The 13,505-nt window shown below is 60.8% G+C and carries 11 protein-coding genes and 1 pseudogene; 6 read left to right on the top strand and 6 right to left on the bottom strand.

Going from position 1 to position 13,505, the window contains the following annotated elements; translation table 11 throughout:
- Window positions 1–60: 60 nt before the first annotated feature.
- Window positions 61–1,158, top strand: a complete 1,098-nt coding sequence (locus D7S44_RS17730) for an ABC transporter substrate-binding protein (RefSeq protein ID WP_120457091.1) — start codon at window positions 61–63, stop codon at window positions 1,156–1,158.
- Complete coding sequence (locus D7S44_RS17725; RefSeq protein WP_120457089.1) at window positions 1,155–3,245, top strand: TonB-dependent siderophore receptor; 2,091 nt, start codon at window positions 1,155–1,157, stop codon at window positions 3,243–3,245. Before D7S44_RS17730 ends, D7S44_RS17725 begins: the two co-directional genes overlap by 4 nt.
- On the opposite strand, the gene D7S44_RS17720 is transcribed toward D7S44_RS17725, so the two are convergent.
- From D7S44_RS17720 to D7S44_RS17710, 3 genes are all read right to left on the bottom strand, one after another.
- Window positions 3,242–4,405: an HD-GYP domain-containing protein gene (locus tag D7S44_RS17720; protein WP_120457087.1), complete on the bottom strand. Its 1,164-nt coding sequence runs from the start codon at window positions 4,403–4,405 to the stop codon at window positions 3,242–3,244. The two genes, D7S44_RS17725 and D7S44_RS17720, sit on opposite strands and share 4 nt — an antisense overlap.
- 110 nt (window positions 4,406–4,515) lie before the next feature.
- On the bottom strand, window positions 4,516–5,910 hold the full coding sequence (locus D7S44_RS17715) for an MFS transporter (protein ID WP_120457085.1): 1,395 nt from the start codon (window positions 5,908–5,910) through the stop codon (window positions 4,516–4,518).
- Between the two features lie 328 nt (window positions 5,911–6,238).
- Window positions 6,239–6,736 carry a GNAT family N-acetyltransferase gene (locus tag D7S44_RS17710; RefSeq protein WP_120457084.1) on the bottom strand — a complete coding sequence of 166 codons (498 nt, stop codon included), beginning with the start codon at window positions 6,734–6,736 and terminating at the stop codon, window positions 6,239–6,241.
- A gap of 63 nt (window positions 6,737–6,799) precedes the next feature.
- On the opposite strand from D7S44_RS17710, the gene D7S44_RS17705 reads away from it, so the two are divergent.
- A complete protein-coding gene (locus D7S44_RS17705; protein ID WP_120457082.1) occupies window positions 6,800–8,632 on the top strand; it encodes an ABC transporter ATP-binding protein in 1,833 nt (610 codons plus the stop codon).
- Here D7S44_RS17705 and D7S44_RS17700 read toward each other — a convergent pair.
- On the bottom strand, window positions 8,629–9,753 hold the full coding sequence (locus tag D7S44_RS17700) for a GNAT family N-acetyltransferase (protein WP_120457080.1): 1,125 nt from the start codon (window positions 9,751–9,753) through the stop codon (window positions 8,629–8,631). The two genes, D7S44_RS17705 and D7S44_RS17700, sit on opposite strands and share 4 nt — an antisense overlap.
- Window positions 9,754–9,826: 73 nt before the next feature.
- Window positions 9,827–10,747, bottom strand: a complete 921-nt coding sequence (locus D7S44_RS17695) for an AraC family transcriptional regulator (protein WP_120457078.1) — start codon at window positions 10,745–10,747, stop codon at window positions 9,827–9,829.
- A gap of 143 nt (window positions 10,748–10,890) precedes the next feature.
- On the opposite strand from D7S44_RS17695, the gene D7S44_RS17690 reads away from it, so the two are divergent.
- The 3 genes and pseudogenes from D7S44_RS17690 (at window position 10,891) to D7S44_RS17680 (ending at window position 12,640) form a co-directional block, all read left to right on the top strand.
- On the top strand, window positions 10,891–11,715 hold the full coding sequence (locus tag D7S44_RS17690) for an oxidoreductase (RefSeq protein WP_120457076.1): 825 nt from the start codon (window positions 10,891–10,893) through the stop codon (window positions 11,713–11,715).
- Between the two features lie 93 nt (window positions 11,716–11,808).
- Window positions 11,809–12,024: pseudogene (locus tag D7S44_RS17685) on the top strand (glutathione S-transferase family protein); the annotation flags it as partial.
- A 10-nt stretch (window positions 12,025–12,034) separates the two neighbouring features.
- Window positions 12,035–12,640, top strand: coding sequence for an alpha/beta hydrolase (locus D7S44_RS17680; protein WP_120457074.1), 606 nt, complete (start codon window positions 12,035–12,037; stop codon window positions 12,638–12,640).
- Here the strand turns inward: D7S44_RS17680 and D7S44_RS17675 are convergent.
- Window positions 12,637–13,437, bottom strand: a complete 801-nt coding sequence (locus tag D7S44_RS17675) for a sugar phosphate isomerase/epimerase family protein (RefSeq protein WP_120457072.1) — start codon at window positions 13,435–13,437, stop codon at window positions 12,637–12,639. The genes D7S44_RS17680 and D7S44_RS17675 overlap by 4 nt on opposite strands.
- Between the last annotated feature and the right edge of the window lie 68 nt (window positions 13,438–13,505).

Below are 13,505 nucleotides of genomic sequence, written 5' to 3'. Positions count from 1 at the left end.
TAACGTTGTGAAGACGATTGATTTTCATTATCATTTCGATTTCCTTGTGAAATAATTGTGATGCGTTTTCTTTTTCCCCTGATGTTGCTGCTGTGCAGCTGCGCCACTTTCGCCAAATCGATCGTCGATATTACCGGTCAGCGCGTCACCCTCCCCGACCATCCGCAGCGGGTGATTCTGGGCGAAAGCCGCATGCTCTATACCCTGGCGCTGATCGTGCCCGGCAACCCGGCGGCGCAGATCGCAGGCTGGCCTGCGGATATGGCGAAGTATGACGCGCAAAGCTGGCAGCAGTTCACCACCGTTTTTCCAGCGATAAAGGCGGTGCCGCAGCTCGGCACCGGCGCGCTGCGCGATCTCAATCCTGAGCAGGTGCTAAAGCTCAAACCCGATCTGATTATTCTGCCGCGCCTGGCGAAAAGCGGCGCGGAAGAGGCGCATTTCCGCCAGCTGATGCAGCAGGTGAATGTTCCGGTGATCTATGTCGACCTGCGCGTCGATCTGCTCAACAACACGGTGCCGAGCCTGAAAATCCTTGGCGAGGTGTTCAACCAGCCGCAGCGCGCGCAGGCGTTTATCGATTTCTATCAGCAGCATATGGAGGCCGTCCGCGCCCGGCTGGCGAGCTATCACGGGCCGAAAACCCGCGTCATGCTGCATCTGCATCTGGGCCGCCGCGACACCTGCTGCACTACGGCGGTCAACGGCAACCTCGGCCAGCTGCTCGCTTTTGCGGGCGGCGATAATATTGCAGCGGGCGCGGTAAAAGGCGTGTTCGGCGAGATCAATCCCGAACAGGTGCTGGCGCAGCCGCCGCAGGTCTATATCGCGACCGGCATGGCGGATGTGAACAACGACAAAACATTGCAGCTCGGCCCGCAGGTAAGCGCAGATCAGGCGGCGGCCAGCCTGCAAAAGCTGCTGGCCGCGCAGCCGGTGCTCAGCCAGCTTGAGGCGGTGAAAAACCATCGCGCCTGGGGCCTGTGGCACAACTTCTACCTCAGCCCGTGGCACGTCGTGGCGGTGGAGGTGTTCGCCAAAGCGCTCTATCCGCAGCTTTTTACCGACCTCGATCCGCAACGCACGCTTGAACAACTTTATCAGCGCTTCCTGCCGCTGAATTTATCAGGGACCTTCTGGAGCCAGTTACCTCAATGAAAAACGTTTCTTCCCTCCTGCTGGGCGGCGCGCTGCTTTCCGGCAGCCTGCACGCGCAGGAAACCACGCTGCTGGTGACGCAAGACGCAGAGTCGCAGGAGAGCGGCTATCAGCCGCACAGCAGCGTGACCGCCACACGCGCGCCGGCAAAAATTCTCGACACGCCGCAGAACGTGACCGTGGTGCAGCAGCAGGTGCTGCAGGACAGCGACGCGCAGGATCTCGACGACGCGGTCAAATTCGTCAGCGGCATTACTCAGGCCAATACGCTGGGCGGCACCCAGGATGCGCTGATTAAGCGCGGCTTCGGCGATAACCGCGACGGCTCCATTCTGCGCGACGGCGTGCGTTCCATTCAGGCGCGCAACTTTACGCCCACCAGCGAGCGCGTCGAGGTGCTGAAAGGCCCCTCCTCCATGCTTTACGGCATGAATGAACCGGGCGGCCTGGTCAACGTCATCAGCAAGAAGCCGTTGCTGACGCCGCAGGTGCATCTGGAGGGACGCAACAGCAGCTTTGGCGGCGGCGGCGGCCAGCTCGACGTCACCGGCCCGCTCGGCACCAGCGGCTTCGCGGGCCGGTTTATCGTCGATCACGACGAGACGGATTACTGGCGTAACTTCGGCCGCACCCGCCAGACCACCATCGCGCCGTCGCTGATGTGGTTTGGCGAGAGCACCACTCTGCGCGTCGCCTGGGAACATATGGAGTATCTGGTGCCTTTCGATCGCGGCACGGTCATTAACCCGAAAACCGGCAAGCCGGTGAATACGCCGCGGGAAGAGCGTTTCGACGAGCGTTTCAACGCCACGCGCGGCGATCAGGACACCCTGACGCTGGCCGCCGATCAAACGCTGAACGACAGCTGGACAGCGCGTCTCAACTACAGCTTTACGCGCAATACCTACAGCGATCACCAGGCGCGCGCCACCGCCTTTAATGCCGATACCGGTGTGCTGACGCGTCAGGCTGACGCCACCGGCGACGCGCAGAGCCGTTCGCAGATGGTGCAGCTGACGCTGAACGGCGATGTCGACTGGGGCCGCGTAAACCATCAGCTGATGGCGGGATTCGACTACGAAGCTGACCGCACCTTCCGCGGTGACATGCTGCGCGGCAAGAAAAATACCCGCTTCAATATCTGGCATCCGGTTTACGACGAGATGTCGTCGACCTCGACGGTGAGCGCTGCCGACAGCGACCAGCGCGAGAATATCGACAGCCGCGGCCTCTTTTTACAGGATGCGATCCGCCTGACGCCCGACTGGCTGCTGCTGGGCGGCCTGCGCTACGACAGCTTTGACGTAATGGCGGGCAAAGGCCGCCCGTTCGTCACCCGCACCCGCAGCTCCGACAGCCGACTGGTGCCGCGCGCGGGCGTGGTTTACACCCTCAACAGCTGGTCAAGCCTCTACGCCAGCTACACCGAATCCTTTAAGCCAAACTCCTCTGTCGCCACCGAGATCGGCTCGCTGCCACCGGAGCTGGGCAAGGCCTGGGAAGTGGGCGGCAAGATCGATCTGCCCAACGGCGTTACCGGCACGCTGGCGCTGTTTGATATTCAGAAGCGCAACGTGATGGTGGATGAACTGGTGGGCGGCGAGACCGTAACGCGCACCGCTGGCAAAGTGCGTTCGCAGGGGGTCGAGCTGGATCTGGCGGGCAAGCTGACCAACTCGCTCAGCCTGGTGGGCAGCTACGCCTGGACCGACGCGCGCGTCACCGCCGATCCGCAGAATAACGGCAACGCCATGCCTAATACGGCGCGCCATACCGCCGCGCTGTTCCTGACCAACGATTTTGGCACTACCGGCCTGCTGGCGGCGGACGATCTGCGCGCAGGCGTCGGCGCGCGCTACGTCGGTCGTCGTCCCGGCGATGCAGCCAACAGTTTTTATCTGGATGATTACACGGTGGCGGACGCTTTTATCGCCTGGCAGATGCCGCTTAACGGCTACCGCGTGAAATGGCAGGTCAACGTCAACAATCTGTTTGATAAAACCTGGTACCCGTCGAGCGGCAATAATCTGCGCGTCGCTGTAGGCGATCCGCGCGAGATCGTGCTGCGCGCCAGCGTCGATTTTTAACTCGCCAGCGCCCAGACGCGGTTAAGATCGGCATTTTCCCATAACAGCCCCTCTTCTGCGCCGATGATGCTGTCGGTGCAGAAGCTGTCGCCGAGATCGATACGTTCCGGCCTCACTTCGCGCTGGGCGTGCAGCGACCAGAAGGCGTGCACCACTGGCTTAAGCAGCGAGCGTTCGCCCGCTTTTACCACCAGCGCCACGCGCCCTGACGCCAGCCGCACCAGCGAACCCACCGGATAGATGCCGATAGCGCGCACAAAGGTGTACAGGATCTGATTATCGAAGTGGCCGCGCCAGCTCAGCATATTGTGCATCGCTTCGGCGGGAGACCAGCCCTTACGGTAGACGCGCGTCGAGGTAAGTGCATCATAGACGTCGCACACGGCGGCCATACGCGAGTAGAACGAAATCTCTTCTCCTTTCAGCCGGTGCGGATAGCCGCTGCCGTCATATTTCTCATGATGATGCAGCGCGATATCCAGCAGATCGGCTTCCGCATTCGCCTCCATCAGCATCTGCGCGCCGGTAACCGGATGCTGGCGCATGACTTCAAACTCCTCCTCGGTAAGCTTGCCGGGTTTATTGAGGATCTCCAGCGGCACCGCCGCCTTGCCGACGTCATGAAGCAACCCGCCCATACCGACGCGCAGCACCTGCCTGTTATCCAGTCCAAGCTGCTGCGCCAGGTTAATCATCAGGCCGCAGACCGCCATGGAGTGCAGCCAGGTGTAATCGTCATGGTTTTTAAGGCGCGCCACGCTCAGCAGGGCGGTCGGCTCGCGCCGGATAGAGCCAGCGATTTCATCCACCAGCTCCAGCATTCCCGCCAGATTGAGACCATGACCGAGACGCGCCTCGTTGAACATCGCCATAACCTGCGGTTTGCCCTGCTGGAAAATCTTCTGCGCCTGGTCCAGCTCCTGAAAAAAGGGCGTGCGGTCGATGGGCTTTTTGGCAGGCGGCGGCGCGGCAGGCGCCTGCAACGATTTATTCAGATCGATCCAGAGCTGCTGGATCCCTTCGTTACGCAACATTTCGATCTGGCGCGGATCGGTCACCAGCATCTGATTATGGATGCGCGTATCTTTGATCCACCAGACCTCGAGCTTATGGATAAACATCCCGGGTCGCAGCTCGTCGACAGTGATTTGCTTGAGCAAGATATCTCTCCTTAGGATCACTCCTGGTAGAGAATTATCGGCAAATGAGCAAATTTTCTTCAGTGGGGATTTAAGTGGTCGGCGCAGCGCGCGCCGACCTGGCGGGAAATTTATACTGCCTTAATACCACGCGCCTCTTTTTGCGCCTCGCGCGTCGCTTCTGAGGTCTGCGCCTCGCCGACGCGATTAATCGGCCCCATCACGAACAGGAACAGCAGCGCGGCGACCACGCAGTGCGCGCCGACAAACACCAGCCCGATGCTGTAGCTGCCGGTCAGTCCGACGATTACGCCAAACAGCAGCGGCGTCACGAAACCAGCAATATTGCCGATGCCGTTAAAGATGGCGCCCGCCAGCCCCACCGCCTCTTTCGGCGCGGTATCGCTGATCACCGTCCAGGTGCCTGCGCCCGCCGCCACGCCCTTGCCGAAGAAGGCGAAGGACATAATGGCGATAATGCCGACGTTGCTCGGGATCGCCGCCGCCATAATCAGCGACGCCGCCATCAGCATGCCAACGATATAGGGCGTTTTACGCGCCCAGGAGATGCTCCAGCCGCGTTTGATCAGCATGTCAGAGATGTAGCCGCCGCTGATGCCGCCAAGAAAGCCGAACAGCGCAGGCGCGATAGTGGCGAAACCGGCGTCAAGAATGTTCATGCCGCGCGCCTGCACCAGATAGATAGGGAACCAGGTAATAAAGAAGTAGCTGAGCGCGATGGTGCAATACTGGCCGAGATAGGCGCACCAGAGCATACGGCTGGAGAGCAACGTTTTGAACATCGCCCGGTTTATCGGCGGACGCGCCTGCAGCGTATGCGATGCGTCGATATCGACCAGGCCGCCGCCGTCAACGATATGGCGCAGCTCGCTCTCTGATACGCCGGGGTGGTTACGCGGCTCGCGCATATAGGCGGCCCAGACAAACACCGCCAGCACGCCGATGCCGCCCAGCACGAAGAAGGGCCACTCCCAGCCGAAGCGCGATACCAGCCAGCCGGAGAGCGGTGAAAAGATCGCGACGGCGAAGTACTGCGCCGTGCTGAACAGCGACGAGGCGCGTCCGCGTTCGGCGCTGGGGAACCACATAATCACCACCCGCGCGTTGGCGGGAAAGCTCGGCGCTTCAATCAGTCCCAGCGCGAAGCGCAGCGTAAACATCAATACCAGCGCGGCGGTCATCCCGCCTGCGAACTCGCCGACGAAGCCCATCGCAATGGTCGAAACCGACCAGAGCGCCAGCGTGACGCCATAAACTTTCTTTGCGCCGAAGCGATCGAGCAGCAGCCCGCCGGGGATCTGACCGATCACATAGGCCCAGCTAAACGCGGCGAGGATCAAGCCGAGCTGGATCGCTGACAGACCAAACTCATCTTTGATCGCCGATCCTGAGATCGACAGGATCGACCGGTCAGCGTAGGCCACAACCGAAAGAAACAGGATCAGACAGAGGATCCAGATACGCACGCGGGTGGGCCGCGCGCCGGCAGAGTGCTCTCTTTTCATCAGGTCTATTCCTCAAAAAGGAGCGTGCTGCTCCGGAAAAATGATCAGGAATGCTGCGTTGAACGCCCTGTTGAGGAAATATAGGTAGCAGGCGAAGGGTTGGTCATTGGGCGAATGGTGAAATCATGCGCGCTATCTGGTACTGATTTTGGCGGCCTTCACAAAGCAGCTTGCGGCACCGCACATAAGCGGGACAAACGCTGGCTGGCGCATGGGGAATGTGCGCCAGCTCCAGGAAATCATGGCGGGCTACGCTATGAAACGCAGCGGTTCGCGGTGAAAAACGCAAAGAGGCGAACAATTTCTCCCGCCCTCTGCTTTTAACACTTTACTCCCCCCGCAGCAGCGCCATCAGAATAATGTCGTGATATTCGCCGTCGCGCAGGCAGGCCTTCCGCCGTACGCCCTCCTGTTCGAAGCCGATGCGCTGATACAGCCGTCGTGCGCGCTCATTATCGTGAAAGACCTCCAGCTCTACGCGCGTCGCGCCCAGCCAGTTAAAGGCGTAATCAAGGCCGCTGCGTATTAAACGTTCGCCGATTCCGCGCCCGCTAAAAGCGGGATCGACGCCGATGCCGAAACTCAGACCGTGCCGGGTACGAGGCCGGTTTTCGACAAACAGGGTCAGTTCGCCGACCATCTTTCCGTCAAGCTCAGCGACGAAACCGATATAGCCTTCGCTATCCATACGTTCGAACTTTTTCTGCCATGTCGCCACGCTGGGGAACGGCAGCTGCGTGGTCCAGCGATAGACGTCAGGGTGGCTGTAAAGACGCTGAAACCCAGCGGCATCACTGGGTTCACGACCGCGAATGATCAATTCCATATCGGTAATCCCTTTTAAGTTGCACTAAGCTGTTTACTCTCCCCAGGCGCAAAGAGAGTCGTTATGTTGTATCGCCGTTTCGAACGTTTTATCAATATTTTCCAGGATGCTCCATCCGATTCGCCGCCAGGCCGCATCGGCTCTTTCTATTTGTACTATCTGCGCCAGGTGTGGCCAAGCTTTGCGGCGCTGCTGGTTGTCGGGCTGGTATCGGCGCTGATTGAAGTGGCGCTGTTTAGCTACCTCAGTCGCATTATCGACCTGGTCAACAGCGCGACGCCCGCCACGCTGTTCGCCGAGCACTGGCCTGTTCTGCTGTGGATGGCGTTTGTCGCGCTGATCCTGCGTCCGGTCTTTATCGCGTTGCACGATATGCTGGTGCATCAGAGCATCAATCCAGGCATGACCAGCATGATCCAGTGGCAGCAGCATAACTACGTGCTGCGCCAGAGCCTTAATTTCTTCCACAACGACTTCGCCGGACGCATCGCGCAGCGCATCACCCAGACCGGCAACGCGCTGCGCGACTCCGCAGTGCAGCTGGTGGATGCCATCTGGCATGTGCTGATCTATGCGATAACGTCGCTGGTGCTGTTTGCGGAAGCGGACTGGCGGCTGATGATCCCGCTGGTGCTCTGGATAGCCGCCTATATCGCCTCGCTGAGCTACTTTGTGCCGCGCGTGAAGGCGCGCTCCGTGGTGGCGTCGCAGGCGCGTTCGAAGCTGATGGGCACCATCGTTGACGGCTACACCAATATCGCCACCATCAAGCTGTTTGCGCATCACGATCTGGAAAAGCGCTACGCGCGTGAAGCGTTGCAGGAACAGACCGACAAAAATTATCGTCTGAGCCGCATGGTGACCAGCATGGACGTTACGCTCTCTTCGCTGAATGGCCTGCTGATCGTCTCTACCTCCGGCCTGGCACTGTGGCTGTGGAGCCAGTCGCTGATCAGCGTCGGCGCCATCGCGCTGGCGACCGGTCTGGTGGTTCGTCTGGTCAATATGTCCGGCTGGATCATGTGGGTGGTGAACGGTATTTTTGAAAATATCGGTACGGTGCAGGACGGTATCAATACCATTGCCCAGCCGCTCAGCGTGCAGGACGCGCCGCAGGCGAAAAAGCTGGAGGTGACGCAGGGTCAGATCCGCTATGAGGATATTCGCTTTGACTACGGCGGCGGCCATCAGGTGATTAACCGTCTTAACCTGCATATCAAGCCCGGCGAGAAGATCGCCCTGATCGGCCCTTCCGGCGCCGGCAAGTCGACGCTGGTTAATCTGCTGCTGCGCCTCTATGACCTGAACGGCGGCCGTATCACCATCGACGATCAGAATATCGCCGAGGTGACGCAGGAGAGCCTGCGCGGCCAGATCGGCATGATTACTCAGGACACGTCGCTGCTGCACCGATCGATTCGTGACAATCTGCTCTACGGTCGCCCTGACGCCACCGAAGAGGAGCTGCAGGCGGCGATTCATCGCGCGCGCGCCGACGAGTTTATTCCGCGCCTCTCCGACGCCGAAGGGCGCACCGGACTGGATGCGCACGTTGGCGAACGCGGCGTGAAGCTTTCTGGCGGACAGCGCCAGCGTATCGCCATCGCGCGTGTGCTGCTGAAGAATGCGCCGATTTTAATTATGGATGAGGCGACCTCCGCGCTCGACTCCGAGGTGGAAGCGGCGATTCAGGAGAGTCTGGGCGCGCTGATGGAGGGTAAAACGGTTATCGCCATCGCGCACCGCCTGTCGACCATCGCCAAAATGGATCGGCTAATCGTGCTGGATAAGGGACATATCGTCGAAATGGGCAACCACAGCGAACTGCTGGCGCATAATGGTCTCTATGCGCGACTGTGGCGGCACCAGACCAGCGGCTTTGTCGGCGACCATTAATCGCCGCGTCGATACGGCAAGGCGTCGCGCGCTTCATCAGCCCAGGCGCGCACGCCTTCCCGCTCTTCCTGAAGAAAATCCGCCACCGCATCGCGCAGGCCTGGATGCGTCAGATAGTGCCATGAGGTGGTGATCTGCGGTTCAAAACCGCGCACCAGCTTATGCTCACCCTGCGCTCCGGCATCGAAACGCTTCAGGCCAGCCGCGATGGCGTAGTCCATGCCCTGATAGAAGCAGGTTTCAAAATGCAGACGATCGAACTCCGCCAGGCAGCCCCAGTAGCGCCCGTATAGCGTCTCGCCATCCACCAGACAGAAGGCCATCGCCGCAGGTTGATTTTGCAGATGCGCTATCGCCACGCGAATGCTGTGCGGCATCCGCGCCGCCAGCAGGCTGAAAAAGTCGCGCGTCAGATAGGGTCGCTGGCCGCGCACCGCATAGGTATTGGCGTAGCAGGTGTAAACAAAGTCCCACTGATCCTCGCGCAGCTCGTCGCCGCGATACCAGATAAATTCAAAGCCGCTCTGCGCCACCAGCTCGCGCTCTTTGCGCAGCTGTTTGCGCTTGCGCGACATCAGGGTATCGAGAAAGTCCTGAAAATCACGATAGCCGCGATTATGCCAGTGATACTGGCAGCCGAGCCGCATCAGCCAGTCGGGCTGCTGGTGCAGCAGCGCATCGGCGCGCGCGTCGGTGAAATTGATATGGGCGCTGCTCAGCCCCTGACTGTGCAGCCTCTCCGGCAGCGCGGCGAGCAGCTGCGCGGCTGCCTGCGCTTCGCCCAGCACGCGCGCGCCGGTCACCGGGCTGAAGGGGATCGCGCCCAGCCATTTCGGATAGTAGCGAATGCCCGCGCGCTGACAGGCGTCCGCCCAGGCGTGATCGAAAACATATTCGCCCCATGAGTTGCGTTTGCGGTAGCCGGGCACGGCGGCGCGCAGCGTGCCCGCTTCCCGCCACAGCAGGTGATCCGGCTGCCAGCCGCTCTCAGCGCGCACGCTGCCGCTCTCCTCCAGCGCCAACAAAAAGGCATGACGCAAAAAGGGCTGATCGTCGGGCAGCAGCGCGTCCCATTCAGCGGCATCGACATCCGCCAGCGAAGCAAGGTGAAGCAGAGACATGCAGAACTCCAGACCAAAACGGGCGAAAGGCTAGTCAAGCAGGTTTTTCCGCACAGCGAAAGGGCGACGGCACCTAATGTGAAGCGACGAAAAGCGCGTTCGGCTGGGCGGGCGGCAGCGCGAAGCTGTTACGCAGTCGCCTGGCCTCTTCGCCTGGCGACAGGCCGAACAGCCGTCGGAATTCGCGACTGAACTGCGAGGGACTTTCGTAACCCACGGCAAGGCTGGCCGCGGCGGCGGTCATCTGCTGGCGCACCATCAGCAATCGCGCCTGGTGTAGACGAATCGACTTAACGTACTGCATCGGCGACGTCTGGGTAATGGCGCGAAAATGAGCGTGAAAAGTAGCGTGGCTCATCCCCGCACGGCTGGCGAGCTGCGCGACATCCAGCGCCTGCGCATAGTTTTGATGAATATGACGCAGCGCCTGGGCGATTTTACCGAAGGCGCCCTGCTGCGCCAGCGCGGCGCGCAGTTCGCCTCCCTGCTCGCCGCTCAGCACGTGGAAGTAGATTTCACGCACCAGCGCCGGACCGAGCAGCGCCGCTTCCAGCGGATCGCTCAGGGCGTGGAGCAGCCTCGTCACCGAGCGCTGCAGCGCGTCGCTGAGCGGCGTGGACAGCATCCCGGCTGGCTGGTGCGACACCGTCGCGCCCGCCTGCTCCATCTGCAGCAGCAGCTCCGCCGCCACCGGCAGATCGAGGTGCATATAGATCGCAAGCAGCGGCGCCTCCGCGCTGGCGTCGGTCTCCATGGTAAAGGGCACCGGCACCGATACCGCCAGGTAGTGCTGCGCGTCGTAACAGTAGACGCGATTGCCGAAATAGCCGCGTTTGCTGCCCTGCAGCACGATAACGATGCCCGGATCGTAGAGCACCGGCGTGCGGCTCAGCGGACGGTTGGATCGCAGCAGCCGCACGTCGGACAGCGGTGTCAGGTTATAGCCTTCCTGCGGCGCAAGCGCGGCGAGCAGGCGTAGGGATTCAGCGTTCATGCGAGGATTATGCACGGTTCTGGCGCAATTTCCCTCTGCCGAGTGTGAAAATCAGCGTTTCAGGCAAGGATAACAGATAAACAGGCATCCTCTTTTTGTCGCGACGGGCGCAATCTGAAGCACCCCCTTAAAGAGGAAAGCGAATGAAAAAGATCCTAATCACCGGCGTCAGCAGCGGCTTCGGTCAGGCGCTGGCGCAGGCTGCACTGGCGGCGGGCCACAGCGTTTTCGGCACCGTACGCAGCCAGCAGGCGCTGGATGCCTTTACAGCGCTGGATCCGGCGCGCGCCCACGGCGCGATCCTCGACCTCACCGATGTGGAGCGTATCGCCCCGCTGGTGCAGGCGCTGGAAAAGGCACACGGCCCGATCGATGCGCTCATCAACAATGCAGGCTATGGCCATGAAGGCATTTTCGAAGAGGCAACGCTGGCGGAAATGCGCCATCAGTTTGATGTTAACGTCTGGGGCGCGGTGGCGATGATGAAGGCGCTGGTGCCGCTTTTCCGCGCGCGGCGACGCGGGCGGATTATCAATATCACTTCAATGGGCGGCTTTATTACGCTGCCCGGCATCAGCGACTACTGCGCCAGTAAATTCGCGCTGGAAGCCTTTTCGGAAACCCTGAGCCAGGAGCTGGCCGGATTTAATATTGCCGTAACCGCCGTGGCGCCCGGTTCGTTTCGCACTGACTGGGCAGGCCGCTCCATGGTGCGCAGCGCACGCGTTATTCGCGATTACGATGCGCTCTTCAATCCGGTACGTGAAGCGCGCATTGCCAAAAGCGGCCGACAGAACGGCGATCCTCATAAAGCAGCGCTGGCGATCCTCAGCTTACTGGAGCATCCCGCGCCGCCGTCGCACCTGCTGCTGGGCAGCGACGCGCTGCAGCTGGTGCGCGACAAACTGCGCAGTCTTGAACACAGTATCGCCGAATGGGAAAGCGTGACGCGTTCAACCGACGGCTAAGAGCCTGTACGTTGGCGTTGTCTGTTGTAGAGGCGCCTTATGGATCGGCTCGATTGCAGCCGAATGCTTATCGCCATACTGGAGCTGGGCAGCTTTGCTGCCGCTGGCTACGGCCTGTTTACAGGTAATCAGCGTCGGGTGCGTGACTATGCATTGCTCAACTGCTATCTCAAGGGCATGCTGTCGGTTTCCGGCGCGCATGAAAGGGTGAATATCGCCCCCATCAAACAGGGCTACTATTCCATTAAGGCGCTCAATCCCAACGGCATCGTGCCGACAGGGTCCGACATGAGCGAGTACGGTTTTTAAGGAGAAGCGGATGGCGAAAGCGTTAGTGATTTTTCTGCATGGCGTCGGCAGCAACGGCGAGGATTTAGCGTCGCTGGGGCATCACTGGGCGCCGCTGTTGCCGGACGTCCTCTTCGCAGCGCCTGATGCGCCCTTTCCCTTCGCGCATGGCGCGGGCTTTGAGTGGTTCAGCCTTGATGGGGTGACGCCAGAGAATCGTCCGGCGCGCGTTCGCGCCGCCCGCGTCGCCTTTGACGACACGCTGGAGGCGATTCTCGCCCGGCATGCGCTGCGCGACGCCTGGGAGAAGGTGGTGCTGGTCGGATTTTCGCAGGGATCGATTATGGCGCTCGACGCGCTGGCATCAGGCCGCTTCCCGCTGGCAGGCGTGGTCGCTTTCTCCGGTCGACTGGCGTTTGATGAGCCGCTGTCGCCTTCAGAACAGACGCCCGCGCTGCTGATCCACGGTCACGCCGATGCGGTAGTCCCGTGGCGCGAGAGCGAATCGGCCGCGCAGCGTCTGAAAGTCGCTGGCGTGCCCCTTGAGCTTCAGCTTGAACCCAGAACGGAGCACACCATTTCTCCACAGGGCGCGAGGCGCGCCGCCGCCTTTATTGCTCAGTGCCTGCAGGATTAAGGCCAGAAACGCCTTAACGCCGCATACGCCTGCTGCGCCGCCTCGTGCGGTGGCAGGCGTTTCAGATCGTCATTGAACACCTCAATCCCCACTGGTCCCTGATAGCCTGCGCTTTTCAGCTTATCGATGAAGCTGCCGATATCAATGATGCCAGCGCCAGGCAGCTGGCGCTGATGTTTAGCGATGGTCATGATCGCCTGCTTATCCTGCGGCGGCTGAGCCGCCATATCGCACAGCTGCACCTCATAAATCCGTTCGGCAGGAATGCCATCGAGATGCGAAGCGTCACCGCCCAGCGCGCAGATATGGAAGAGATCCACCACCAGCCCGATATTAGGCTGATCCAGTCGACGCAGACGCTCCCACGCCTTCGGCAGCGTATTATCCACGCTGCACCACGCCATCGGCTCATACATAATGCGCATACCGAAGCGCGCCGCTTCCGAGGCCATCCAGCGCAGATCTTCGTCGATTTGTTCGGCAATACAGTCATCGCGGGTGGTGGCGGGCGCCTGAATGGTATTGCAGCCCAGCGCTTTCGCCATGTCGATAAACTGGCGCAGCTCGTCCCGTTTTTGCCGGCGTAGCTCGCCGGGCGCGCCGGTGAAGTCACGCAGCACCTGCAGGTTGGTAAAACCCAGGCCCTGCTGCGCCAGACGCGCAGCGCCGCCCTGACAGGCCTCGACATCTTCACGCCAGATTTCGACCTGATCGAATCCCGCGTCGCGCGCGGCCTGCAGCTTCTGTTCAGGTTCACCGCTTAACAGCACCAGGTTAAGGAATGCAGGTTGAGTCATGAACGTCCTCCTTAATCGTCCGGAATAATCGGTTGCGACAGACGCGGAATGCCTCTGTGGCCGGTATT

It is taken from the genome of Pantoea piersonii, from assembly GCF_003612015.1.
In the GTDB taxonomy this organism is placed as follows: Bacteria; Pseudomonadota; Gammaproteobacteria; order Enterobacterales; family Enterobacteriaceae; genus Pantoea; species Pantoea piersonii.
Note: the sequence above shows the minus strand (reverse complement) of the source record. Positions and strands in the feature narration are given on the sequence as shown.

Coding starts and splice junctions, on each gene's coding strand:
- D7S44_RS17730 (WP_120457091.1), top strand. CDS start 61: ATGCGTTTTCTTTTTCCCCTGATGTTGCTGCTGTGCAGCTGCGCCACT.
- D7S44_RS17725 (WP_120457089.1), top strand. CDS start 1,155: ATGAAAAACGTTTCTTCCCTCCTGCTGGGCGGCGCGCTGCTTTCCGGC.
- D7S44_RS17715 (WP_120457085.1), bottom strand. CDS start 5,910: ATGAAAAGAGAGCACTCTGCCGGCGCGCGGCCCACCCGCGTGCGTATC.
- D7S44_RS17710 (WP_120457084.1), bottom strand. CDS start 6,736: ATGGAATTGATCATTCGCGGTCGTGAACCCAGTGATGCCGCTGGGTTT.
- D7S44_RS17705 (WP_120457082.1), top strand. CDS start 6,800: ATGTTGTATCGCCGTTTCGAACGTTTTATCAATATTTTCCAGGATGCT.
- D7S44_RS17700 (WP_120457080.1), bottom strand. CDS start 9,753: ATGTCTCTGCTTCACCTTGCTTCGCTGGCGGATGTCGATGCCGCTGAA.
- D7S44_RS17695 (WP_120457078.1), bottom strand. CDS start 10,747: ATGAACGCTGAATCCCTACGCCTGCTCGCCGCGCTTGCGCCGCAGGAA.
- D7S44_RS17690 (WP_120457076.1), top strand. CDS start 10,891: ATGAAAAAGATCCTAATCACCGGCGTCAGCAGCGGCTTCGGTCAGGCG.
- D7S44_RS17680 (WP_120457074.1), top strand. CDS start 12,035: ATGGCGAAAGCGTTAGTGATTTTTCTGCATGGCGTCGGCAGCAACGGC.
- D7S44_RS17675 (WP_120457072.1), bottom strand. CDS start 13,437: ATGACTCAACCTGCATTCCTTAACCTGGTGCTGTTAAGCGGTGAACCT.